The organism is Flavobacterium anhuiense (assembly GCF_900101855.1).
GTDB lineage: Bacteria > Bacteroidota > Bacteroidia > Flavobacteriales > Flavobacteriaceae > Flavobacterium > Flavobacterium anhuiense.
Genome location: NZ_FMVC01000001.1, coordinates 198,297 through 221,231, shown reverse-complemented (window position 1 = coordinate 221,231; position 22,935 = coordinate 198,297). Strand labels below are relative to the sequence as shown.

The following is a 22,935-nucleotide window of genomic DNA, read 5'->3' as shown; positions in this document are numbered from 1 at the left end:
TATATTTAGTTTTTTGAATTTTAAAATAAATAATACATTTGAATGTAAGTTTTGTCGGATTTACTCACTTAAAGAAAATGAAATGAAAAAGATATTTTTTTATATGACTTTGATGCTTGTTTCTACCCAAATTCAGGCGCAAAAAGATTTCCAGGGAATGGCTGTTTACGAGTCAAAAACACAAGCGCCAAAGTTTGAGGGGATGCGCGGTAATAGAGATATTACGCCAGAAATGCAGAAAAATATGGAAGAGCGTATGAAAAAAATGCTCGAAAAAACATTCATTTTAAATTTCGATAAAGCAGCATCAATTTATAAAGAAGAAGAAAAATTAGAAGCGCCTGGCCAACAGCAAGGAGGTTTTCGAGTTATGTTTGGTTCGCTTACTGGCGGTGGAGGTACTTTCTATAAAGATGTGAAAGCAAAAACATATACGGTCGATAAAGAATTTATGGGCAAGGAATTTCTTGTTGTAGATTCTCTTCCAAAATTAGAATGGAAATTAGAACAAGAAACCAAGCAAATTGGCGGTTACAATTGCTTCAAAGCGACAGCTGTAAAACAGGCAAGTAAAACCGATTTTAGAAACTTCAGACCTAAAAAAAATGATGACAAAAAGGATGAAGAGAAAAAGACTTCTGGAGATACCAAAACGAATTTTGCAGATAATTTCGAAATGCCAAAAGAAATTGTCGTGACAGCCTGGTATACGCCAGAAATTCCGATCAATCAAGGGCCAGAAAATTATTGGGGACTTCCAGGATTAATTTTAGAAATCAATGATGGAACAACGACTATTTTATGTTCAAAAATTGTTTTGAATGCTAAAGATAAAGTGGAAATAAAACCTTCTAAAAAAGGAAAAGTAGTTTCTCAGAAAGAATATGACGAAACAGTAATTAAAAAAATGGAAGAATTTAGAGAGATGAACCGCGGCCGTGCTGGCGGACCTCCTCCTATGGGAAGATAATACCTTTAAAATTCCAATTTTTCAAAATCCAAAATCCAAATTGCTTCGCCTGTTCGCTATCGCTCGGGTCCAAACTTTCAATATTCTTATAATGAATAAGACACTCTTTGTATTTGCCTTACTTTTTACTTCGATATGCTTTTCTCAAAGTGTCCGTTTTGACGGTTTGATTCAGGATGAGCAGAAAAATCCGTTGGAAATGGCCAATATAATGGCTATCAATAATGGTACAAAAGCAATGGATTCCTATGGAATAACCAATGATAAAGGAAAGTTTCAATTGACTTTGAAACCCAATACAGCTTATACTATTAAAATAAGTTATTTAGGGATGAAGTCTAAAGAAATTGCAGTATCGACTAAGTCTGAAAACATGACTCAGAATATTGTTTTGGATGGCGCTGGAATAGAATTGGAAGGCGTAGAAATTGTTCGCGAAATGCCAGTTTCTATAAAAGGCGACACAATTGTTTATAATGCTGATTCTTTTAAATCTGGAACAGAAAAAAAGCTTGAAGATGTCTTAAAGAAACTTCCAGGAGTTGAGGTAAATGCCGATGGAGAAATTGAAGTTGAAGGGAAAAAAGTCAGCAAATTGATGGTTGAGGGAAAAGATTTTTTTGACGGAGATACCAAATTGGGCGTCAAAAATATTCCAGCCGATGCAATTGATAAAGTTCAGGTTTTAAGAAATTATAACGAAATAAGCCAATTAAAAGGTCTAGAAAATGATCAGGAAAATGTGGCGATGAACATTAAACTGAAAGAAGGAAAAAAGAACTTTTGGTTTGGAGATGTGACCGCAGGAATTGGAGTTGCAGAATTGGACAGCCGATATATTATTAATCCAAAACTTTTCTATTACAGCCCAAAATACAGTATTAATTTAATTACCAATTTTAATAATATTGGTGAATTGCCTCTTACGGCTCAAGATTATTTTAAGTTTACAGGAGGATTTAAAAATATGATGAAAAAAGGAGGAAGCAGTTTTAATGTTTCTTCAAATGATTTAGGAATTTCGTTATTGCGTAATAATCGTGCAAAAGAAATTGAAACCAAATTTGGCGCAACAAACTTTGCTTATTCAGCTACAAAATCGTGGAATATAAGCGGTTTCGGAATTCTTTCAACTTCAAAAACCGACTTAGAAACTAAATCGCAAACAACAATTTTAGAATCTGGAGATCAGCAGAAAAGTAACGAAAATACCAATCAGAAAAATAATTTGGGACTTTTTAAATTAAGCTCAACTTATAAGCCAAGCGACAAATTTCAGTTTGATTATGATATTTTAACCAAGCTTACTAAACAAGAAGAATACTCAGATTTGTTTAGAGAGCAGATTGTTCAAAACGTTGCGACTTCAGAAGATATTTTTACAACAAAAAAACAAGATCCTACTTCGATTAATCAGAATTTGAGTTTGTATTATACGCAAAGTGCTAAAAATATCTTTGCTTTTGAAATGCAGCATTTATATCAGGACGAAAATCCTTTTTATAATGCTAATTTGCAAACACTTCCTTTTGATTTATCAGGATATATTTCGGGACAAAACAGAAATGATTATAATCAAGACCGATTTGTAAAAACCAATAAACTAGATGCAAAACTAGATTATTATTATATGGTTACACCAAAAAGTAATTTCAATATTACTTTAGGAAATACGTATTCGTATCAGAACTTTAATTCTCACATTTTCCAAATGTTAGATGATGGAACGAGAAACGATTTGAATAATGCTCAAAATAATAATGATGTAGATTATCGTTTTAATGATGCTTTTTTAGGTTTTCATTATAAAATCCTCACAGGAAAGTTTACGTTTACGCCAGGAGTAAGCTTTCATACGTATCAAATGACAAACGGACAATTAGGAACCGATTATTCCCAAAATTTCACGAAAGTGCTTCCAGATTTCTTCGCTTTATACCAAATCAAAAAATCAGAAACGCTGACGTATAATTTCTCTCTAACAAACGATTTTACAGACATCAATCAGTTGGCTTCGGGTTATGTTTTGTCTAATTATAACAGTTTGTTTCGCGGAAATCGTTTCTTAGAAAATGCGACTTCACAAGTGCATTCGTTACGTTATTTCAAGTATAATATGTTCAATTTTGAGAACATTTTTGCCAACGCAACTTACACCAGAAAAGTTGATGCGATTAAAACAAAAGCAGATTTTGACGGAATTAACCAATCATCAGTTCCTTACAACTCCAATTTAGCTGATGAGACCTTTACGGGAATGGGAAATTACGGGCGTTCGTTTTTAAAGAATTATAAAGCTTCTGCAAATGCTAGTTTTAATTGGTCGAAATTCAATAATATTCAGAACAATCAATTGTCAACAACAGAAAGTTTCAGCCAAAGCTATACCGTTCGAGCTTCAACAAATTATAAAAATCTTCCCAATATCGAATTTGGCTACAATCTTTTGATAAATAAATATAGTGGTTCAACCTTTTACACTGATAAACCATTTGCAAGATTAGATTATTATTTCTTGGATAGTTTCTCTTTTGTTTCAGAATACGAATTCTACCATTATTATAATGGCGATAAAACTGTTGATAATGAGTATGATTTTTTAAGCGCCAGTTTAATTTATCAAAAAAAGAATAGCAAGTGGGAATATAAAGTTTCGGCAACCAATTTGTTGAACACAAAATATCTTAATGATGACAGCTTCTCTCAATTCTCTACAAGAGTTTCACAATACACTGTGCAGCCGCGTTATATCATATTTTCAATGAAATACAATTTGTAGTATTTTAATTGCAAATATTGTGACTTTTTGTGATTTGTTTAAAGAAGAATCAGATATCTTTGCGCTATATTATTAACAACAAAATATGTAGTTATGCGCAATTTTATTTGGAGTTTGTCACTCCTGTTTGCCGGAATTTCTATCTCTTTCGCCCAAACTAATGGAATAGAAAAAGGAACTTATTTATCTACAAATAAAGGAGGAAAAATCAAATTAAATTTACTGGATGATAATAAGTATGAATTGGTTTTTTATTCGGGAGGATATGAAATTAAAGGCGATTCTTTGGTTTTCTTAAAAAGTAAAAATACCGTAGATAATAGATTTGATCTTTCTTTTGCTAAAGATAAAAAAGCAAAAAAAATTAAGATTAAGTTTTTGAATCCGTCTTATTATTCCTTTTACATAGGAACTCAAAAAGGAACAGAAGCAGTTCAATACCAGAGACTTTCAGATATAAAAGCAAAAGTAGATCCTGAATATATCAAAACAGATTTAGATTTTGAAATAGAAAAAACGGATTTCCTTTATTTGGTTTACGAAGACTATGGTGGAAAAAGTGATGTCAATAAATATGCATTGCCAAAAGATGTTTCAGAGATAACAATCAATTATGATCTTGCTGTTTTGAATGATTTAAATCTTGCAGGATCTTTTGATAAGAATACAAAAGAATTAAAAATTTCTGATCAAGCAGGAAAAGATCCTTTAGTGTTTGTGAACGAAAAAGATGAGAAGCCGGCTAAAGCTCCAACAGTAGTCCCGATAGAAACACAGTCTATTACAAACTGGACTTATCCTGGGAAAGATCCTGATTACGGTTCTTATGGAAGCGCAGTAGTAGATAGTATATATAATGGTCTGCCAGTTGATACAACTGCGGTACCAGCAGCAGCATATCCTCTTGATCCTCCAGCTTTTTATACCAAATATGATTTTAAGCTAAAAATAGAAGGCAATCTCAAAAAGGCAATAGAATCTACCAAAACAGCTAGCAATAAATTTTTAGTTGTTGTGGTGGACAGCAAGAATAAAACGGCAAAAGAAACTTTTGATGCTTTTATAAAAGAGCAGGAAACGCAGACAGGCTATAATATGTATGATTCGTATAATGCACTTTATGATACATACAATTATTATTTGGCTGGAGCCGATGATAAAAAATGGCTGAAAAACAATAAAATAACTAATGATCCAAGCGTATTGGTTTTAAACGGAAATGGCGATGTACTTGCTGTTGCAAAATCAGATTTAACAACACAGCAATATCAGTTTAGCTATTATGGCGATTTTTATAGAAAACTTCAAAAAGCAAATGCTTTCCTTTCTATAGATAAAGTTTTAAAGAACAAAAAAGCCTCAGATGCAGACTTAATTAATGCTTTTAATAAAGCGGCTTTATTAGAAACGTCTTATGATTATGATTCAGATTATTCAGTAAGCGATCCTAATTCTACTGATTTTGTAATTACAAAAACGGCTTTAGACCAAAAAGAAGTAGCTCAAACATGGAAAAAATTGATTGAAGCGCACCAAAAAGACAAGGCTGTAAATATGTATTTGGCTGAGACTATTATAAAAGAAATCAAAAATCAAGGATTTACAAAACAGCTTTTTAATCAGGAAAGAATTCTTAATGATACCGATTTTCTAGCGATAGATTATTTGTTAAAACATTCTGATGATATTGAAAATAATAAAGTTGCTTTCAATAATAGTGCGCCAGAAGTTCATAATATAGGAAGTGCTGTTTCTGAAATTTCTAATGCATTACAGCAAAATCTGTACGCTTCTCAGGATGGACTTACAGGTGAAATGAATAAGGAGAAAATTAATTCTGTTTACAAAAAGATAATAGCATCTGGAAAAGGAAATTTTGATGCCTATAGAAATTATTTTTATTATTTAAGCCAGCTTGAAGATCAAGATGGGTCTAATACGACTTACTTAAAAGAGTTCAGTTCTTATTTTGATAATACATTAGCTGGACCAAGCCCAATAGAAAAATTAGATACTATTTTTGGAGGTTTAGATTCTAGCTCAGGTTATTCTTATGATGGATGGAGTTCGTTTAAACTTTACCACTCAGATATTTGCAATAACGCGGCATGGACAGTTGTATTAAAACCACAGAACTCAAATTTTATTAAAGAGGCAATTAAATGGTCTGAATATAGTTTGGTGATATCTAAAAACAATCCGTACTACTTAGACACTTTAGCGCAATTGTATTATAAAGATGGACAGACACAAAAAGCTATCGAAACACAGGTTTTAGCAGTAAAGTTTATTACTAGTGACGTTGATGAAGAAACTGCAAATCAAATGAAGGAAGTTTTAACTAAAATGAGTAACGGAACATATTAATAAAACTAGCATATAAAATAAAAGCCGATTTCTATTTTTTAGAAATCGGCTTTTTTATGTTCGGCTAATCTAAGATGTCTGATAATCTAAGTTAGTCTATAGATCTGAATTATAATCCAAATGCAGCTTTTACTTGGTCAACAAAATCAAGTTTTTCCCATGTAAACAACTCAACAGTAACTGTTTTTTCGTTTCCGCCTGGAGCAGAGAAAGTTTTAGTAACAGTTTCTGGTTTACGTCCCATGTGTCCGTAAGCAGCAGTTTCGCTATAGATTGGGTTTCTTAATTTCAAACGTTGTTCGATGAAGTAAGGACGCATATCGAAGATAGCTTCTACTTTTTTAGCGATTTCACCGTTAGTTAAGTTTACTTTAGAAGTTCCGTAAGTTTCAATGAAAATTCCCATTGGCTCAGCAACACCAATTGCGTAAGAAACCTGAACTAAGATTTCATCAGCAACACCGGCAGCAACTAAGTTTTTAGCGATATGACGAGTTGCATAAGCAGCACTTCTATCTACTTTACTTGGATCTTTTCCAGAGAATGCACCACCACCGTGAGCACCTTTTCCACCGTAAGTATCAACGATAATTTTTCTACCTGTTAAACCAGTATCTCCGTGAGGTCCTCCAATAACGAATTTTCCTGTTGGGTTGATGTGATAGTTGATTTTATCGTTGAATAAATGAGCGTGCTCTGGGTTTTTAGCGATAATTCTAGGAATCAAGATTTCGATAATATCTTTTTTGATTTTAGCCAACATTTCAGCTTCTGTATCAAAATCATCGTGTTGAGTTGAAATTACAATCGCATCAATACGAGTTGGTTTATTATCGTCGCTATATTCTAAAGTAACCTGAGATTTAGCATCTGGACGCAAATACGTGATTTCTTTGTTTTCGCGTCTTAAGATTGCTAACTCTTGTAATAATTTATGAGATAGATCTAATGCCAATGGCATGAAGTTTTCAGTTTCGTTTGTAGCGTAACCAAACATCATTCCTTGATCTCCAGCACCTTGTTCTTCTGGCTTAGCTCTGTCAACACCTTGGTTAATATCTGCAGATTGCTCGTGAATAGCTGAAAGAATTCCACAAGAATTCGCTTCAAACATATATTCACTTTTAGTATATCCAATTTTACGGATTACTTCACGTGCAATTTGCTGAACATCAAGATAAGTATTCGATTTTACTTCACCTGCTAAAATTACCTGACCAGTTGTAACTAATGTTTCACAAGCTACTTTTGAGTCAGCGTCAAATGCCAAAAAGTTGTCAATTAATGCATCCGAAATTTGATCTGCAACTTTGTCTGGATGCCCTTCACTAACAGATTCTGACGTAAATAAATAAGCCATAATAATGTAATAATATATTAGTTTTTTAAAAATTAAGCAGAGAAAGTAATTGCTAAAAAGGGCTAAAGGAGAGTTTCTGCTTTAGCATTTTTTACTACTGAAATGAATCTTTCAGCATTCATAACGAAACCATTTCATTATGAAGAGGTTGCAATCAGTTCAAATTTTTCCTCTGTTTCGGGTGCAAAGGTATGAAACCATTTTGATTTGCAAATTAAAGTTCAACTTTTTTTATTTTTTCTAGCAGAAATTTAACAATAACATACTATTTTGATAGGGTAATAGAAAATATTTGGTTTTTTGTTTGGTCGATTAAAAAATAGTTTGCAACTTTGCCCCGTTAAAACAAAAGAAACAAATGAAATTTACAGTTTGCAATATGATGTCTTGTAAGATGCCGGAGTTCTCCGCAGAGACACTATTGTAAAATATTTTTCAAAATATATAAATAGAACCTCTGCCGAACCGCAGAGGTTTTTTTATTCAAAAAATAAAAGCTGTAAGATTTTTTTTAAGCCAAAAACACTAATTAATCAGTAAAGAAGAAATGAAGAAAAATGTACTAATCGTTTTAGGTCTTGTGACATTTTCAGGACTTTATGCTCAGGACAATAAAAAAGAGCAGGATAGTTTAAAAAACAACGAACTGTCTGAAGTTACTATTATTGGATCAAGAAGTAAAAACAGAGTTAAAACAGATGTGCCAGTTCCGGTTGATGTTTTTAACGTATCCGAAATAACAAAAGGAGCACCGCAAACGAGCGTAACTCAGATTTTAAATTATGTTGCTCCGTCATTTACGAGTAACCCAACATCTACAGCAGATGCAACAGACCACGTTGATCCCGCACAATTAAGAGGATTAGGGCCAGATCAGGTTTTAATTTTAGTAAACGGAAAAAGAAGACATACCAGTGCTTTGGTAAACATAAACGGATCGCCAGGAAGAGGATCTGTCGGAACAGATTTAAATGCGATTCCGTCTTTTGCTATTGAAAGAATCGAAGTTTTAAGAGATGGAGCTGCAGCGCAATATGGTTCTGATGCAATTGCAGGAGTTATTAATATTGTTCTGAAAAAGAATGCTAATTATCTAACAGGGGGAATTCAGTATGGAGCCAATCTATCTTCGGGATCAAATAATTTTGAAGGAGGAGCAGACGGACAAACTGCCCAAATCGATTTAAACTACGGAACTTCATTAGGCAAGCCAGGAAGTTTCTTAAATATTACAGGAACTGCGGTAACTAGACAAGCAACAAGCCGAGCAGGAATTAGAAGCAATGCTATTTTTAATGCTTACAATGCGGTCGAAAATAGAGCGGCGCAAGATGGAGTAGAGATTAACTCGCTATTTAGCAACATTAATACGACCACAAATTCAGCTCAGATTTTGTCTTCTTTAAAACAGTATGCGCCACAAGTAAGCTATTTTACGACGGCACAGCAAAACGCTATTGCATCAGCATCGACAATTGCACAGATGCAGACGGCTTTAAATTTTGATGTTACTAATAATGAACTGGCTTATAGAAATCAGCAGAGAAGTGATTATAATATGAGTGTTGGGCAGTCAGAATTGGCTGCAGGACAATTGTATTTTAATGCAAAATATCCTTTGAGCGAAATCACTTCATTATATTCTTTTGGAGGTGTTTCTTATAGAGGCGGTAAATCGTATGCGTTTAACAGACTGCCAAACGGTTCTGGAACTTTCACGCAAGTGTATCAAAACGGATTCTTGCCAGAAATTGAATCAAAAATTTTAGATGCTTCTGGAGCAGTTGGAATAAACACACAATTATTCGGATTTGATACTGATTTAAGCACAAATTTAGGAACAAACTCCTTTAATTATGATGTGAACAATACGATCAATGCAACTTTAGGAACAAACTCTCCATTTAGTTTTGATGCAGGAAAAGTTTCGTTTTTACAAAGTACAACCAATTTAGATTTTAGCAGAAAATATGATGTTCTTGCTGGATTGAACGTTGCTTTTGGGGGTGAATTCAGATACGAAAATTATCAGATTAAAGCAGGAGAAGAAGCTTCTTATGGATTATACGATGTAAACGGAAATTTAGTTTCAGGAATTCTGCCAAGCAATTCACCATTAATTGTAACTGACTTTTTCGGAAACAAACGTGGGGCAGGAGCGCAAGGATTTTCAGGATTTCAGCCTTCTGATGCTAAAGAAAAAGACAGACAAAGTGGAGCGGCTTATGTTGATTTAGAATTGAATGCCACTGAAAAATGGCTTATAAATGGAGCTGCACGTTATGAAAACTATTCAGATTTTGGAAATACGGTTACTTTTAAATTGGCTTCGCTTTTAAAATTAAATGATAATATCAATTGGAGAATTTCTGGACAGACAGGTTTTAGAGCGCCTTCTTTACAGCAAAGATATTTTGAATCAAGTTCTACTCAATTTATAAATGGAGCTCCTTACCAGGTAGGATATTTTACAAACGATTCGCAAGCGGCAAAAAGTATTGGAATTGAAAGTTTAAAACCAGAAAAATCAAAAAGCATCAGTACAGGATTTACATTCAAAATTCCTGAAGCTAACATAACCATTGCAACTGATGCTTATTTTACAAGAATCAACGACAGAATTGTACTGTCTGGACAATATTCAAGACCAACAGATGCACAGATAGCGGGGGCAACTTCACCAGAACAAGCAGAGGCATTGACTTTATTTCAGCAAGCATTTGATTTGAAAGGGGTAGAAAGAGCTTCATTCTGGACAAATGGAATCGATTCTGAAACAAAAGGAATTGATCTAGTAATTTCTCAAAAATATGATGTAATTCAGGATTTCACAATTAGAAACGATTTTGCCCTAAGCTTTAATGAAACTAAAAGAGTAGGAGATTTGCATATTCCGCAATCTATAGTGAATGCCGGGGGTGAGCCTTATATTTATTCTTTCTTTCCAGAATCAAGCCGAGTATATTTAGAAGAAGCTATTCCAAAATTGAAAGCCAATTTGATGACCACTTTCAATATTAAAAAACTGGATATTTATTTAAGAAACAGCTATTTTGGAAAAGTTACCGATCCAGGAGCAACAGATGTTAATCTAGACGGATTTTCTTCTGTATACGAACATCCAGAATACAGCGCAAAATTGGTTACCGATTTATCTTTAGGATATCAGATCAACGAGCATTTGAGAGCTACAATTGGAGTTAATAATATAGGAGATGTTTATCCAGACAGAAATAATCCTGCAACTCCAGCTTTTACAAATACAACTCCAACTTTGTCACCAGCGCCAAGTACAGATTTGACAAATGCGAATCAGTTTGCGTATTCAAGAGCAGTTTCTCAATTTGGATTAAACGGAAGATTTGGTTTTGCCCGTTTAAGCTTTAAATTTTAATTAAAATAATTTCTTTCAAGCCTTTTAAATAAAGGTTTGAAAGAAATTTCAAAAAAAATAATATAAAACTTCAATTTTAATTTGGTCGTTAAAAAAATACTTATTACATTTACTCTATCGAATTAGTCGAGTTTAAAAAATAGTCAAATTCAATTTTTAAATAAAATGAAAACAATAGCAAAAAGAAATATGATGTGTTGTGAGATGATGCAAATGTGCATCCCAATTTGCTGTTGCCAAAAGTGAAAGAGACAATCTTTGTTATAGTTAAACTATAAGCCCTTTTGGTCGCCATCCGAAAGGGCTTTTTTTATTTCCAACATTTTAAATTTTAAATCATGAATACACTAGATATAAATACAATCGCATTTCAATACTTACTAAGAAATAATAATTCGGAAGAACCATCAGCTGAAACTCTAAAATATGATCCTACGCTACAGATAAAAACGCAGAAATCATTATTGTTTCATCTATATGATCTTGAAGAAGAAGCTGAAGATATTTTAGCTTAAATCAATAACAATATCAATAACAATATCAATAACAATATCAATAACAATATCAATAACAATATCAATAACAATATATAAACGTATTAACAATACTTAAAAAACTAAGAAATCATGAGTACACAAAAATTTGCAACAAACGCATTACACGCAGGACATGACGTAACTAAAAACGCAGGAACTAGAGCCGTGCCAATTTATCAGACATCATCATACGTATTTAACAATGCAGATCATGCGGCCAATTTATTTGGTCTTGCCGAAGCCGGATTCATATATACAAGATTAAACAACCCAACAAATGATATTCTAGAACAGCGCTTGGCAGCACTAGAAGGCGGAATCGGAGCTGTGGTTACAGCTTCTGGAGCATCTGCAATTTCAACAACTTTATTGACTTTGCTAAAAGCAGGAGATCATATCGTGGCTTCAAACAGTTTATACGGCGGAACGTATAATCTTTTAAAAGTTACACTGCCAAGATTAGGAATCACAACCACATTTGTAGACCCGTCAAAGCCTGAAAATTTTACAAAAGCGGCAAAAGAAAATACAAGAGCTTTCTTTGTTGAATCTCTTGGGAATCCAAAATTGGATGTATTAGATTTAAAAGCAATTTCGGCAGAAGCCAAAGCATTCAAAGTGCCATTTATAGTAGATAATACAGTTGCGACACCTTATTTATTAAACCCAATTAAATATGGTGCCGATATTGTAATTCATTCCTTAACTAAATATATCGCAGGAAACGGAACTTCATTAGGAGGCGTTATCATTGATGCTGGAAACTTTGATTGGGCAAACGGAAAATTTCCTGAGTTTACCGAGCCATCTGCAGGATACCACGGATTAGTATATCATGAAGCTTTAGGAAATGCGGCTTTTATTGCAAAAGCTCGAATTGAAGGTCTGCGTGATTTTGGTGCTGCTTTAAGTCCATTTAATGCTTTTCAGATTATTCAGGGACTAGAAACACTTCCAATCCGAATCAAAAAACATAGTGAAAATGCTTTGGCTCTGGCTGAATGGTTAGAAAAACAAGATGAGGTAGTTTGGGTAAATTATCCAGGTCTAAAATCGAGTAAATATAATGATCTGGCTAAAGAATATCTTCCAGAAGGACAAAGCGGAATTATCACTTTCGGATTAAGAGGAGGTTTTGATGCGGCAAAAAAAGTGGTAGATGACACGAAGCTATTCTCTTTATTAGCCAATATCGGTGACACAAAATCACTGATTATACATCCTGCAAGCACTACACACCAGCAGTTGACAGAAGCAGAACAAATAGAAACGGGAGTTTCTAAAGATTTGATTCGTCTGTCTGTGGGAATTGAAGATATTGAAGATTTAATTGCTGATTTGCAAACTGTTTTTGAAAGTGTTTCACTTTCGCAGTTCAGCATCAATAAAAATTAGGTTTTTTTGTTTTTTGTTTGAAAGATTGCCTTTAGCCTATGTGCTAAAGGTAATTTTTTATGAAAAGCATCTTTATAAAATTTAAACCATATAAGGAATATAAGTGCATTTTCTAGAGACGCACCACATGCGTCTGCTTTTTGCTGCAAAACATGAAATAAACTTACATCACTTATATGGTTTCAAAAATTAAAAAATAGAAATTATGTCAAAGCTTAAAATAAACATTATCCTTTTCGGAATTGGTAATATCGGAAGTACTTTGATTAATCAGATTATTGAAAGTCAGGATTTTTTTCTCGAGAGCAAAAATGTCGATTTTCATTTTCCAATTATAACCAATTCGACGGTTGCTTTTTTTGAGAAAGAAGGCGTGGGTTATTCTTGGGAAACCAATTTTAGACAATTGGCAGTTCCTTTTAAGATAGAAGATATTGTCGAATTTGCACAAGAAAACGAATTTGAAAACTTAATAGCTGTCGATGCAACAGCTAGCGATGAATTGGTGAAACATTATAATACGTTAATCAAAAACGGATTTAATATTGTAGCAGTAAATAAAAAGGCCAATACGCTCCCAATAGACTTATATAAAGAGCTAAGGGCAGATCTTAAAAAGTACGACAAAGAATTTTTGTATGAAACATCGGTTGAAACTGGAATTCCTGTTTTGCAGACTTTAAGAGATTTGTACTATTCGGGAGAAAAAATCACAAAGATTCGAGGCGTTTTTTCCGATAATCTGAGTTACGTCTTTAATAGATTTTCATCTGAAGATGTTTCGTTTTCATCTGTTTTAAAAGATGCGAGTCTTTTAGGTTTGATGAAATCAAATTTTAAAGAAGATTTGTCTGGAAATGATACTGCAAGGAAACTTCTAATATTGGCCAGAGAAATAGGAAAAGATTTTGATCTCTCAGATATTAATATAAAACCTTTTATAACCGAAGAGCATTTGGAAAAAAATGGAGTGCTCGATAAAGAAACTGTAGATAAATCATTTAAAATTGCCAAAATCACTCAAGCAGAAAATCATGTACTCCGTTATGTAGGAGAGTTTGATGTAGAAAAAGGCACTTTAGAAGCCAAATTAATTTCGGAACCAATAGTCTCTCCAATCGGGCAGTTGAAAGGTTCCGACACTATTTTTGAAATTTATACCAAATCTTACGCCGATATTCCAATCGTAATTCAAAGTGCTCCGCCATGTAAACAAGCAATTTCGAGAGGAATTATAACTGATATCCTAAAAATAGTGGAACGAATTAGGACTAAGGAAGCAGTCTGGCTATAATTTTTTAGCCGAAAAAGAAAAAGGTTCTTTGATAAACTGATTTGTCAAATGGAATTATTAAGAAAAACGAGTTTGTTTTGTAAGTTTTTTACCTGTATTATTTCGTTTTCGTTTTTGTAAGATGTTTTTTGACGTTAAAAAATTGATTTTTAACGATTTTTGTAATTAAATTCTTGAATTTAATTTGTGTAATAAAAAAAATAATTGCATATTTGTTATACCCAAAAACTACTAGAAATCAAATGAACTTAAAAGTCAACAAAATGTTTTGTGCCATTTCGGTTAAGACCGAGGCTGGGGTGTCTATTGCTTAAAAAATTGTAAGAATACAATAATAATATAGTAAGAGCCTCCCGAGAAATTTTGGGAGGCTTTTTAATTTAATACAAATGCAGAATTTAAATAAACAATATAAATCACAGATGAATAAATCCTTACAGATGAACAAGATGTTTTCTGTCGCGCTTATTTGCGCATACGTCTGTTGATACTAAAAGTATACGTGAGTGTAAAAACTTAAACCCTTTTGGTATCTGAAAATCCAAAAGGGTTTTTTTATTCCAGAAAGCAATTTAACAAAAAGATAAACGAGAAATAAAGATTATAAAACACAACTTAACTAAAACTTAATATCATGAGCACATTGAACTACTTAGCAGAAAAAATTTCAAATTTGAAAAACAGAAGGACAAGAAAAAATAATCCACCACCAACAAACGAATTGGCTCACCCAAGATTCGGAATAACTGAGGCTGGAATCACAGAAGAAAGTAAAGGAGCTAAGAAAAAAGCACCAAACTCTTTATTGTTTTTGATGTATTCAAAAGAAAATGACACGCTTTTTATCTAAACGGAAGAAGCATCATAAACTAGGGTAAAACCTGCTTAATTTTACTGGGCATTTTTGTTCGGTAAATTTTTGCGTATAATAGTTTTTGCTAAAGTAAGTCTCAGAAATTTAACAAACACTTTTAGATAAAATTTGTTTGTTAGAGAAAATAGTAGTTAATTTGCACTCGTTAAGTTCAAACACGTATTGAAATGTTATAAAGAAAGGACGAGGGATTAGACCCGATGAAGCCTTAGCAACCCTTCGGTAAAACGAAGAAGGTGCTACATTCTACCACGCCAAACGTGGAAAGATAACAACAAGATTTTTTCTAGTTAAACCTAGTTTTTCTTTCTAATATTTCCATATACAAATCAATAATACAACAGATTTGAAATTGGAAAATATACCAAATCCCATTATAATTCAAGATTTCATCACAGAAAGTGGTGCAGCTTACCGTTCTATACCTTTGCACTTTACATTGGCAGGACAGCCTTTGCATAGTGCGCCAATTGTATTGGTTAATCACGCCTTAACAGGAAATGCGCAAGTAACTGGAGAAAACGGCTGGTGGAATGACTTAATTGGCGAAGGTAAAACCATAGATACTGTTGTTTATACCATTTTAGCCTTTGATGTTCCTGGAAATGGAAGCAATTCTTTTTTAATTGAAAATTATCTTGACTTTACAGCCAGAGATGTCGCAAGAATCTTTATCGAAGGTGTAAAAGCTTTACAAATTGAAAAACTTTTTGCAATTATCGGAGGTTCAGTTGGAGGCGGAATCGCTTGGGAAATCTTAGCTTTAGAACCTAATATAACAGAAAACCTTATTCCGATCGCGAGTGACTGGAAATCTACCGACTGGCTTATTGCCAATTGTTTTCTTCAAGAACAAATTCTAAACAATTCTTCAAAACCAATCGAAGATGCAAGAATTCATGCCATGCTTTGTTATCGTTCGCCAGAATCATTCAAAGAGAAATTCCAAAGAACAATCAATCAAGATCTTTTGATTTTTAATATCGAAAGCTGGTTGGCTCATCATGGTAAAAAATTGCAGAAAAGATTCCAATTGTCTTCTTATAAATTAATGAATCAATTGCTTAAAACAATTGATATTACTAGAAATAGTGAAAGTTTTGAAAACTTGTTGTCCAAAACAAAAGCCTCAATTCATATTATCGGAATCAATTCAGATTTGTTTTTTACGGCAAAAGAAAACGTAGAAACCTATGAAGAATTGAAGAAGTTTAAAGACAATGTTTTCTACAGCGAAATTGATTCGGTTCACGGACATGACGCTTTTTTAATCGAGTACAAACAATTAGATCATTTACTTGCCGACATTTTTAAGGCAGAAACAATAAAGAAATAAAAATGAAAGTATTAAAATTTGGAGGTAAATCATTAGCAAACGGAGAAGGACTTAACAAAGTTGTTTCAATCATTTCAGATAAAGTAAATCAAGGCGAAAAAATTGCCGTTGTCGTTTCTGCACGTGGAAATGCGACAGATGAGCTTGAATTTATCTTAAGCATTGCTGCTAAAAATGGTAGTTATAAAGAATTATTAGAGAATTTTAAAAAATATCAAATATCAGATTATCCGCAAGTTGATTTGTCTGAAGAGTTTAATGTTTTAGATAAACTTTTCGAGGGTGTTAGCTTAATTGGCGATTACAGCAAAAAAATCAAAGATCAGATTTTGTCAAAAGGCGAATTGCTTTCGGCTAAATTATTGACGGCTATTTTACTAGAAAAAGGAATTCCAGCCAATTTTGTAGATACAAGAGAATTATTGAAAACGGATTCTAAATTTGGTGATGCACAGCCATTAGAACAGCTTTCAAAGAAAAACGTAGTCAATTATTTTAAAGAACATAACGGAGAAACGGTTAATATAGTTACAGGTTTCATTGGATCTAATAACAACAACGACACAACTACTTTAGGTAGAAATGGCAGTAACTATACCGCTTCGTTAATCGCAAATTATTTAAATGCTGAAGAATTGCAGAACTTCACGCACGTAGACGGAATCTACACTGCAAATCCTGATTTGGTTGCAGATGCTAAGAAAATCGAATATTTATCGTTTAATGAAGCAAATGAGCTGGCAAATTTTGGAGCTACAATTTTGCATGCTAAAACGATTATTCCATTATTAGAAAAAAATATTCCGTTACGAATTTTAAATACTTTCAACCACGAAAATCGCGGAACTTTAATTACTTCAGATTCTTCAAAAGAAGGAATTAAAACACTTTCTGTTTTAGAAAATGTTTCTCTTGTAAATCTTGAAGGACGAGGATTGCTTGGAAAAGCAGGAGTTGACGCTCGAATTTTTAAAGTAATGGGAGATAATAATATCAGTGTAAGCATCATTTCTCAAGGTTCTTCAGAAAGAGGAATCGGACTTGTGGTTGCAACTGATAAAGCAACAACAGCAGTTGTAGAATTAGAAAAAGAATTTGAAAATGACTTTTATTCTAAAGACGTAAATCAGATTACGGTTACAGACAATGTATCTGTAATTTCGATTATCGGACAGGATTTGAGCACTTTCCACAAACCATATACTGCTTTAATTAAAAATAAAATTGTCCCGATTTTGTTCAACAACACCGTAACAGGTAAAAACGTAAGTTTGGTTGTTAAAAAAGAGGAATTAAACAAAGCTTTAAATGTAATTCACGGAGAGATTTTTGGAGTTTCAAAGAAAATCAACATTGCAATTTTCGGTCACGGATTAGTTGGAGGAACTTTAATCAACCAGATTTTAGAATCGGCTGCTGCAATTGAAAAACGTAAAGATATTAAGCTGAATGTTTTTGCTATAGCGAATTCTAAAAAATTGCTTCTAAACAAATATGGAGTGAGCAGCAACTGGAAAAATGAAATTGAAACTAAAGGAGAAGCTTACACCATCAAAGATATTATTGCTTTCGCTAATGAACATCATTTAGAAAACTTAATTGCAATTGACAATACAGCAAGCGCGACTTTCGTTGAAAATTATATTCCGTTAGTAGAAAGCAGTTTCGATTTGATTTCTTCTAATAAAGTGGCTAATACATTGACGTATGGTTTCTACAAAGAATTGAGAAAAGCTCTAGCAGAAAACCAAAAGAATTATTTATACGAAACAAATGTTGGTGCAGGTTTGCCGTTAATTGACACAATCAAATTATTGCACCTTTCAGGAGAAAATATCACAAAAATAAAAGGAGTTTTCTCTGGAACACTAAGTTATTTGTTCAATAATTTCTCTGCAAAAGATGCGCCTTTCAGCGAAATTTTGCAAGAAGCAATTGATAACGGATATACAGAACCGGATCCGCGTGAGGATTTATGCGGAAACGACGTGGGTAGAAAATTATTGATTTTGGCTAGGGAATTAGATTTACAGAATGAGTTTGAAGAAATTTCAATTCAGAATTTAATTCCGGAACATTTACGTGAAGGAAGCGCTGCCGATTTCTTGACGAAATTAAAAGAATTCGACTCAATTTATGCTAAAATAAAAGCAGAACAACAGCCAAATCACGTTTTAAGGTATATCGGTGAATTGTCTGGAGATTTGCAGAATGATAAAGGAAATCTTGAAGTAAAATTAGTTTCAGTGCCAAAAGATACTGCATTAGGAGGATTAAAAGGTTCTGATTCTTTCTTCGAAATTTACACAGAATCTTACGGAGATCGTCCAATCGTTATTCAAGGAGCTGGTGCAGGTTCTGCAGTAACAGCGAGAGGAGTTTTCGGAGATATTTTGAGATTGTCTGATAAAGGGTAAATACGATTTTAGATTGCAGATTTTAGATTTTAGATTGAAATCTGAAACGACACAAAAACAAAAAAATAACAACACAATGAAAGTAACTTTAAACAGAGTAAATGACGCATTTCATTTTAAAGTAAAAAATGAACGCGGACACGTAGTTGACGTTGATAGCAGAGCCGAATTTGGCGGAAGCGATTTAGGTGCAAGCCCAATGGAATTGGTATTAATGGGTGTTGCGGGTTGCAGTGCAATTGATATGATTTCAATCTTGAAAAAACAGCGTCAGGAAATCACTTCTTTTAATGCTGAGGTTGAAGGAACTCGTGTACAAATCGAAGAAGCAAAACCTTTTAAAGAAATCGACGTGGTTTTCTATTTAGAAGGAGAAATCAACCCTGAAAAAGCAAAAAAAGCAGCGCAGCTTTCTTTTGAGAAATACTGCTCAGTGGCCAAAACAGTCGAACCAACAGCAACAATTACCTACAAAGTTGTCTTGAATAACGAAGCTTTGTAAAGTAGATAATTAGTCAATTTGGGAATTAGAAAATGCTCAGATTGTGCATAAATAATTGACTTGTTTAAGTTTAGATTTCAGTTTTAAAACTTGAAACCTGAAACTTGACACGAGGCTGGAAGCCGAACTGGCGAAGCAAACAAAAAAAAACAAAAAAACAACACAATGAATACAGAAGAATTTGGTTTTGAAACACAAGCCATTAGAACACAATTAGAAAGATCTCAATATTTAGAACATTCGGTGCCTTTGTACCTTTCGTCAAGCTTCGTTTTTGAAGATGCAGAAGACATGCGAGCTTCTTTTACAGAAGAAAAGGAAAGAAATATTTACAGCCGTTTTAGCAATCCGAACACTACAGAATTTGTAGACAAAATCTGCAAAATGGAAGGTGCTGAATCTGGTTATGCTTTTGCAACCGGAATGGCAGCAGTATATTCTACTTTTGCAGCTTTGTTAAATTCTGGAGATCATATTGTTTCTGCTAGCAGTGTTTTTGGTTCTACTCACGCTTTGTTTATGACTTATTTCCCAAAATGGAATATCGAAACTTCTTATTTCGAAATCAGCAAGCCTGAGACAATCGAGAGTTTTATTAAACCAAACACCAAAATATTATACGCCGAATCCCCAACAAATCCTGGAGTTGATGTTATTGATTTAGAATTGCTTGGAAATATTGCTAAAAAACACAACTTGATTCTAATTATCGACAACTGTTTTGCAACACCATATTTACAGCAGCCAATTAAATTTGGAGCACATTTGGTTATCCATTCAGCAACAAAATTAATCGATGGACAAGGAAGAGTTTTAGGTGGGGTTACAGTTGGAGATGCAGAATTAATTAGACAGATTTATTTATTCTCTAGAAATACTGGGCCAGCTTTAGCGCCGTTTAATGCTTGGGTTTTGTCAAAAAGTTTAGAAACTTTGGCTGTTCGAGTAGACAGACATTGCGAAAATGCTTTAAAAGTAGCTGAATTTTTAGAAAGCCATCCAAATGTAAACAGTGTAAAATATCCGTTCTTGAAATCTCATCCGCAATACGAAATTGCTAAAAAACAGATGAAAGCAGGTGGAAACATCATCGCATTTGAAATTAAAGGCGGAATCGAAGCAGGAAGAAAATTCTTGAACAGCATTAAACTTTGCTCATTATCTGCAAATATTGGCGATACAAGAACCATTGTTACGCACCCGGCTTCTACAACACACAGCAAATTATCCGAAGAAGATCAGTTGGCGGTTGGAATCACACAAGGTTTAGTTCGTGTTTCTGTTGGTTTAGAAACTGTTGAAGATGTAATTGCTGATTTAAAACAAGCACTTTCTTAATTAAAGGTTTTTAGATTCCTGAATTATATTAATGACGATTTTTAACTGTAAATTTATTACTGTTAAAAATCGTCATTCTTTTTAATGGTTGTTGATGTAAAAAGTATATTTTTGTTGTGAATCAACAAAATATATTTAGTAAAAATACCAATTAGCATATGAGCAACTCTACTTACATTCTTGATGATAAATTATTAGCTTCTAGTGGAGCACGTTTTTTAAATTATATTCTAGATCTATTATTTTTTTTCATTGTCTTTATGATGATTATTTTTTTTCTCGGCATTTTAATTGGCTTAGGATTTACAGATTTGGGAATTTGGATGGACAATTTGGGAGATTTTGGATGGAATATTATTGCAATTGTTATTTCGCTTACGTATTATCTGGTAATGGAAGGACTGTTTGCAAGATCGATTGCAAAATTTATCACTGGAACTGTAGTAGTTAATGAAAACGGACAAAAACCTGATTTTGCCACTATTTTTAAGAGAAGCTTATGCCGTTTTATTCCGTTTGATGCACTCACTTTTTTAGGAGGATCAAGAGGATGGCATGATTCTCTTTCTCACACTTATGTAGTTAACAAAAAAGCTTTGGAAGAAGAAATGAGAATGTTTCAAGAATTCAATTTAATTGGAATTAACGAAGTAATTTGATAGAATTAGTAGAATTTAACTATCTAACTATTATTTTTCTCATTTAAAAAGCCTATTTTTGTTGCAGAATAACATGGAATTGTTCATTTTAGGAAAATCTAAAATCTAGATTCTATAATCTAAAATATAAAATAGTGCTTTCAAAGAAAACAAAATACGGAATTAAAGCTTTAACTTATTTAGCTAGACGTGAGAATAATGAGCCTGTACAAATTGCAGAAATTGCAAAAAGCGAGCATATTTCAATTAAATTTTTAGAAAGTATTTTGTTGCTTCTGAGAAATTCTGGTTTTCTGGGGGCTAAAAAAGGAAAAGGCGGAGGCTATTATCTGATAAAAGACCCAAAAGATATCAGTATGGCAAAGGTTTATCGAATTTTGGAGGGGCCAATTGCATTGCTTCCATGTGCAAGTCATAATTTCTACGAAAGATGCGATGATTGCGATGATGAATCAACTTGCGCAGCACGCCGATTAATGACTGAAGTTCGCGATAATACCCTTAAAATATTAGAAAGCAATTCTTTAGCAGATATTGCTTTTTAATTTTCACTATATAAGGAATATAAGTTCAGCAAAACAACTTTACACAAAGTCTAACATGAACTTATATTTCTAATATGGTTTAAAAGCTTATTTAAAATATTAATTTATACCCAGCCAAGAAGAGCATTACCGCAATAGCATTTCTAAGAAACTGATCTGGCACTTTCCCGCTAAGCATGCTTCCCATATAAATCCCTGGAAGCGATCCCATTAGTAATTGTCCTAGTAAGCTTAAATCTAGATTTCCCATAGAAGCATGTCCGATTCCGGCAACTAAAGTTAACGGAACAGCATGTGCGATTTCAGTTCCAACCAATCGAGGTGTTGGTAATAGAGGATATAAGAAAAATAAAGTTACGGTTCCTAATGCGCCTGCTCCAATAGAGGTTAAGGTTACAGTTGCTCCTAATAAAACGCCAATTCCAATCGTCAGCATATTTTGTGTAGTACTTTCGCTGTGGAATTTATCGCCAGCATGTTTTTGAGAAAATTTCAAAAGCTTTTTTTTGAATATAATGGCCACAGAGGTAAATAGTAATGCCCAGCCCAAACTATATTTAATGACGCGATTTATAGTTTCGATGTCGGTTTTAATGCTGTTTAAAATCCACAAAGTCAGCAATGCAGCGGGAACACTCCCTAAAGTTAGCCAGCCTGTAATTTTCCAGTTGATGTTTCCTTTTTTATTGTGTACAAATATTCCTCCGGCTTTAGTAAAAGCGGCATAAAGTAAATCGGTTCCTACTGCTGTTGTTGGGGGGATATTAAAGTATAATAAAATGGGGGTCATTAAAGAACCGCCGCCAACTCCAGTTAATCCTACAATGAAACCAACAGTTAATCCGGCAATTACAAGACCTATTTGAAAATCCATGCTAAAAAATTTGGCGCTAAAATACAATATTTTTATAATAATCCTATCGATTTTATAGAGATTAAAAAATGTATTTAACAAACAAATGTTTTTGACTCATAAATTGTTGGAATATCTTGAAATACGGCCTTATTTGTGAAATTATACTACAAAATTCTTAAAACTCTATTTTAGAACATAATAAATGAAGGTTTTAGGGTTTAAAAAAATAATAATATTGCTTTGTAATTTAGAAATAAGTAGTATTTTTGCAAAGTAATCTATTAACCCGATAGGGTAATAGGTTTGAAACAAA

16 protein-coding genes and 1 riboswitch are annotated in these 22,935 nt (G+C 33.2%); of the genes, 14 read left to right on the top strand and 2 right to left on the bottom strand.

Translation table 11 applies throughout. The features are described from left to right. Positions 1-82 precede the first annotated feature (82 nt). The 3 genes from BLP44_RS00850 (at position 83) to BLP44_RS00840 (ending at position 6,116) form a co-directional block, all read left to right on the top strand. Positions 83-970 (top strand): GLPGLI family protein, encoded by an 888-nt coding sequence (locus BLP44_RS00850; RefSeq protein WP_091128318.1) that lies wholly within the window; start codon positions 83-85, stop codon positions 968-970. Between the two features lie 91 nt (positions 971-1,061). After that, on the top strand, positions 1,062-3,749 hold the full coding sequence (locus BLP44_RS00845; protein WP_091128314.1) for a carboxypeptidase-like regulatory domain-containing protein: 2,688 nt from the start codon (positions 1,062-1,064) through the stop codon (positions 3,747-3,749). A 93-nt stretch (positions 3,750-3,842) separates the two neighbouring features. Next, positions 3,843-6,116 carry a hypothetical protein gene (locus BLP44_RS00840; RefSeq protein ID WP_091128310.1) on the top strand — a complete coding sequence of 758 codons (2,274 nt, stop codon included), beginning with the start codon at positions 3,843-3,845 and terminating at the stop codon, positions 6,114-6,116. 109 nt (positions 6,117-6,225) lie between these two features. Here BLP44_RS00840 and metK read toward each other — a convergent pair whose 3' ends face one another. Continuing rightward, the gene (metK, locus tag BLP44_RS00835; RefSeq protein ID WP_091128308.1) at positions 6,226-7,476 is read right to left on the bottom strand and encodes a methionine adenosyltransferase; all 1,251 of its coding nucleotides are present in this window, start codon (positions 7,474-7,476) and stop codon (positions 6,226-6,228) included. A 547-nt stretch (positions 7,477-8,023) separates the two neighbouring features. On the opposite strand from metK, the gene BLP44_RS00830 reads away from it, so the two are divergent. From BLP44_RS00830 to BLP44_RS00785, 11 genes are all read left to right on the top strand, one after another. Then, complete coding sequence (locus BLP44_RS00830) at positions 8,024-10,870, top strand: TonB-dependent receptor plug domain-containing protein (protein WP_091128305.1); 2,847 nt, start codon at positions 8,024-8,026, stop codon at positions 10,868-10,870. A gap of 338 nt (positions 10,871-11,208) precedes the next feature. Then, positions 11,209-11,385 (top strand): hypothetical protein, encoded by a 177-nt coding sequence (locus tag BLP44_RS22890; RefSeq protein ID WP_170830203.1) that lies wholly within the window; start codon positions 11,209-11,211, stop codon positions 11,383-11,385. 111 nt (positions 11,386-11,496) lie between these two features. Next, entirely contained in the window at positions 11,497-12,801 is a 1,305-nt protein-coding gene (locus BLP44_RS00825; RefSeq protein WP_091128302.1) for an O-acetylhomoserine aminocarboxypropyltransferase/cysteine synthase family protein, read from the top strand. 205 nt (positions 12,802-13,006) lie between these two features. After that, positions 13,007-14,095, top strand: a complete 1,089-nt coding sequence (locus BLP44_RS00820; RefSeq protein ID WP_091128298.1) for a homoserine dehydrogenase family protein — start codon at positions 13,007-13,009, stop codon at positions 14,093-14,095. 634 nt (positions 14,096-14,729) lie between these two features. Continuing rightward, the gene (locus BLP44_RS00815; RefSeq protein WP_091128295.1) at positions 14,730-14,945 is read left to right on the top strand and encodes a hypothetical protein; all 216 of its coding nucleotides are present in this window, start codon (positions 14,730-14,732) and stop codon (positions 14,943-14,945) included. A gap of 191 nt (positions 14,946-15,136) precedes the next feature. Continuing rightward, positions 15,137-15,244, top strand: a riboswitch (SAM riboswitch). Positions 15,245-15,321: 77 nt separating this feature from the next. Next, entirely contained in the window at positions 15,322-16,305 is a 984-nt protein-coding gene (locus BLP44_RS00810) for an alpha/beta fold hydrolase (RefSeq protein WP_244511647.1), read from the top strand. A gap of 2 nt (positions 16,306-16,307) precedes the next feature. Continuing rightward, on the top strand, positions 16,308-18,722 hold the full coding sequence (thrA, locus tag BLP44_RS00805; RefSeq protein WP_091128289.1) for a bifunctional aspartate kinase/homoserine dehydrogenase I: 2,415 nt from the start codon (positions 16,308-16,310) through the stop codon (positions 18,720-18,722). A gap of 76 nt (positions 18,723-18,798) precedes the next feature. After that, the gene (locus BLP44_RS00800; RefSeq protein WP_091129760.1) at positions 18,799-19,224 is read left to right on the top strand and encodes an OsmC family protein; all 426 of its coding nucleotides are present in this window, start codon (positions 18,799-18,801) and stop codon (positions 19,222-19,224) included. 165 nt (positions 19,225-19,389) lie between these two features. Continuing rightward, on the top strand, positions 19,390-20,562 hold the full coding sequence (locus BLP44_RS00795; RefSeq protein ID WP_091128285.1) for a trans-sulfuration enzyme family protein: 1,173 nt from the start codon (positions 19,390-19,392) through the stop codon (positions 20,560-20,562). Positions 20,563-20,720: 158 nt separating this feature from the next. After that, positions 20,721-21,221 carry an RDD family protein gene (locus BLP44_RS00790; protein ID WP_091128280.1) on the top strand — a complete coding sequence of 167 codons (501 nt, stop codon included), beginning with the start codon at positions 20,721-20,723 and terminating at the stop codon, positions 21,219-21,221. Between the two features lie 134 nt (positions 21,222-21,355). Further along, positions 21,356-21,766, top strand: coding sequence for an RrF2 family transcriptional regulator (locus tag BLP44_RS00785; RefSeq protein ID WP_008466594.1), 411 nt, complete (start codon positions 21,356-21,358; stop codon positions 21,764-21,766). Positions 21,767-21,857: 91 nt separating this feature from the next. Here BLP44_RS00785 and BLP44_RS00780 read toward each other — a convergent pair whose 3' ends face one another. Further along, complete coding sequence (locus BLP44_RS00780; protein WP_008466596.1) at positions 21,858-22,640, bottom strand: sulfite exporter TauE/SafE family protein; 783 nt, start codon at positions 22,638-22,640, stop codon at positions 21,858-21,860. Positions 22,641-22,935: the final 295 nt, after the last annotated feature.

Excerpts from the sequence above, each read along its gene's own strand:
- BLP44_RS00820 (WP_091128298.1), top strand. The coding sequence starts at position 13,007 with ATGTCAAAGCTTAAAATAAACATTATCCTTTTCGGAATTGGTAATATC.
- BLP44_RS00825 (WP_091128302.1), top strand. The coding sequence starts at position 11,497 with ATGAGTACACAAAAATTTGCAACAAACGCATTACACGCAGGACATGAC.
- BLP44_RS00790 (WP_091128280.1), top strand. The coding sequence starts at position 20,721 with ATGAGCAACTCTACTTACATTCTTGATGATAAATTATTAGCTTCTAGT.
- BLP44_RS00845 (WP_091128314.1), top strand. The coding sequence starts at position 1,062 with ATGAATAAGACACTCTTTGTATTTGCCTTACTTTTTACTTCGATATGC.
- metK (WP_091128308.1), bottom strand. The coding sequence starts at position 7,476 with ATGGCTTATTTATTTACGTCAGAATCTGTTAGTGAAGGGCATCCAGAC.
- BLP44_RS00850 (WP_091128318.1), top strand. The coding sequence starts at position 83 with ATGAAAAAGATATTTTTTTATATGACTTTGATGCTTGTTTCTACCCAA.
- BLP44_RS00830 (WP_091128305.1), top strand. The coding sequence starts at position 8,024 with ATGAAGAAAAATGTACTAATCGTTTTAGGTCTTGTGACATTTTCAGGA.
- BLP44_RS00780 (WP_008466596.1), bottom strand. The coding sequence starts at position 22,640 with ATGGATTTTCAAATAGGTCTTGTAATTGCCGGATTAACTGTTGGTTTC.
- thrA (WP_091128289.1), top strand. The coding sequence starts at position 16,308 with ATGAAAGTATTAAAATTTGGAGGTAAATCATTAGCAAACGGAGAAGGA.
- BLP44_RS22890 (WP_170830203.1), top strand. The coding sequence starts at position 11,209 with ATGAATACACTAGATATAAATACAATCGCATTTCAATACTTACTAAGA.
- BLP44_RS00800 (WP_091129760.1), top strand. The coding sequence starts at position 18,799 with ATGAAAGTAACTTTAAACAGAGTAAATGACGCATTTCATTTTAAAGTA.
- BLP44_RS00815 (WP_091128295.1), top strand. The coding sequence starts at position 14,730 with ATGAGCACATTGAACTACTTAGCAGAAAAAATTTCAAATTTGAAAAAC.
- BLP44_RS00795 (WP_091128285.1), top strand. The coding sequence starts at position 19,390 with ATGAATACAGAAGAATTTGGTTTTGAAACACAAGCCATTAGAACACAA.
- BLP44_RS00840 (WP_091128310.1), top strand. The coding sequence starts at position 3,843 with ATGCGCAATTTTATTTGGAGTTTGTCACTCCTGTTTGCCGGAATTTCT.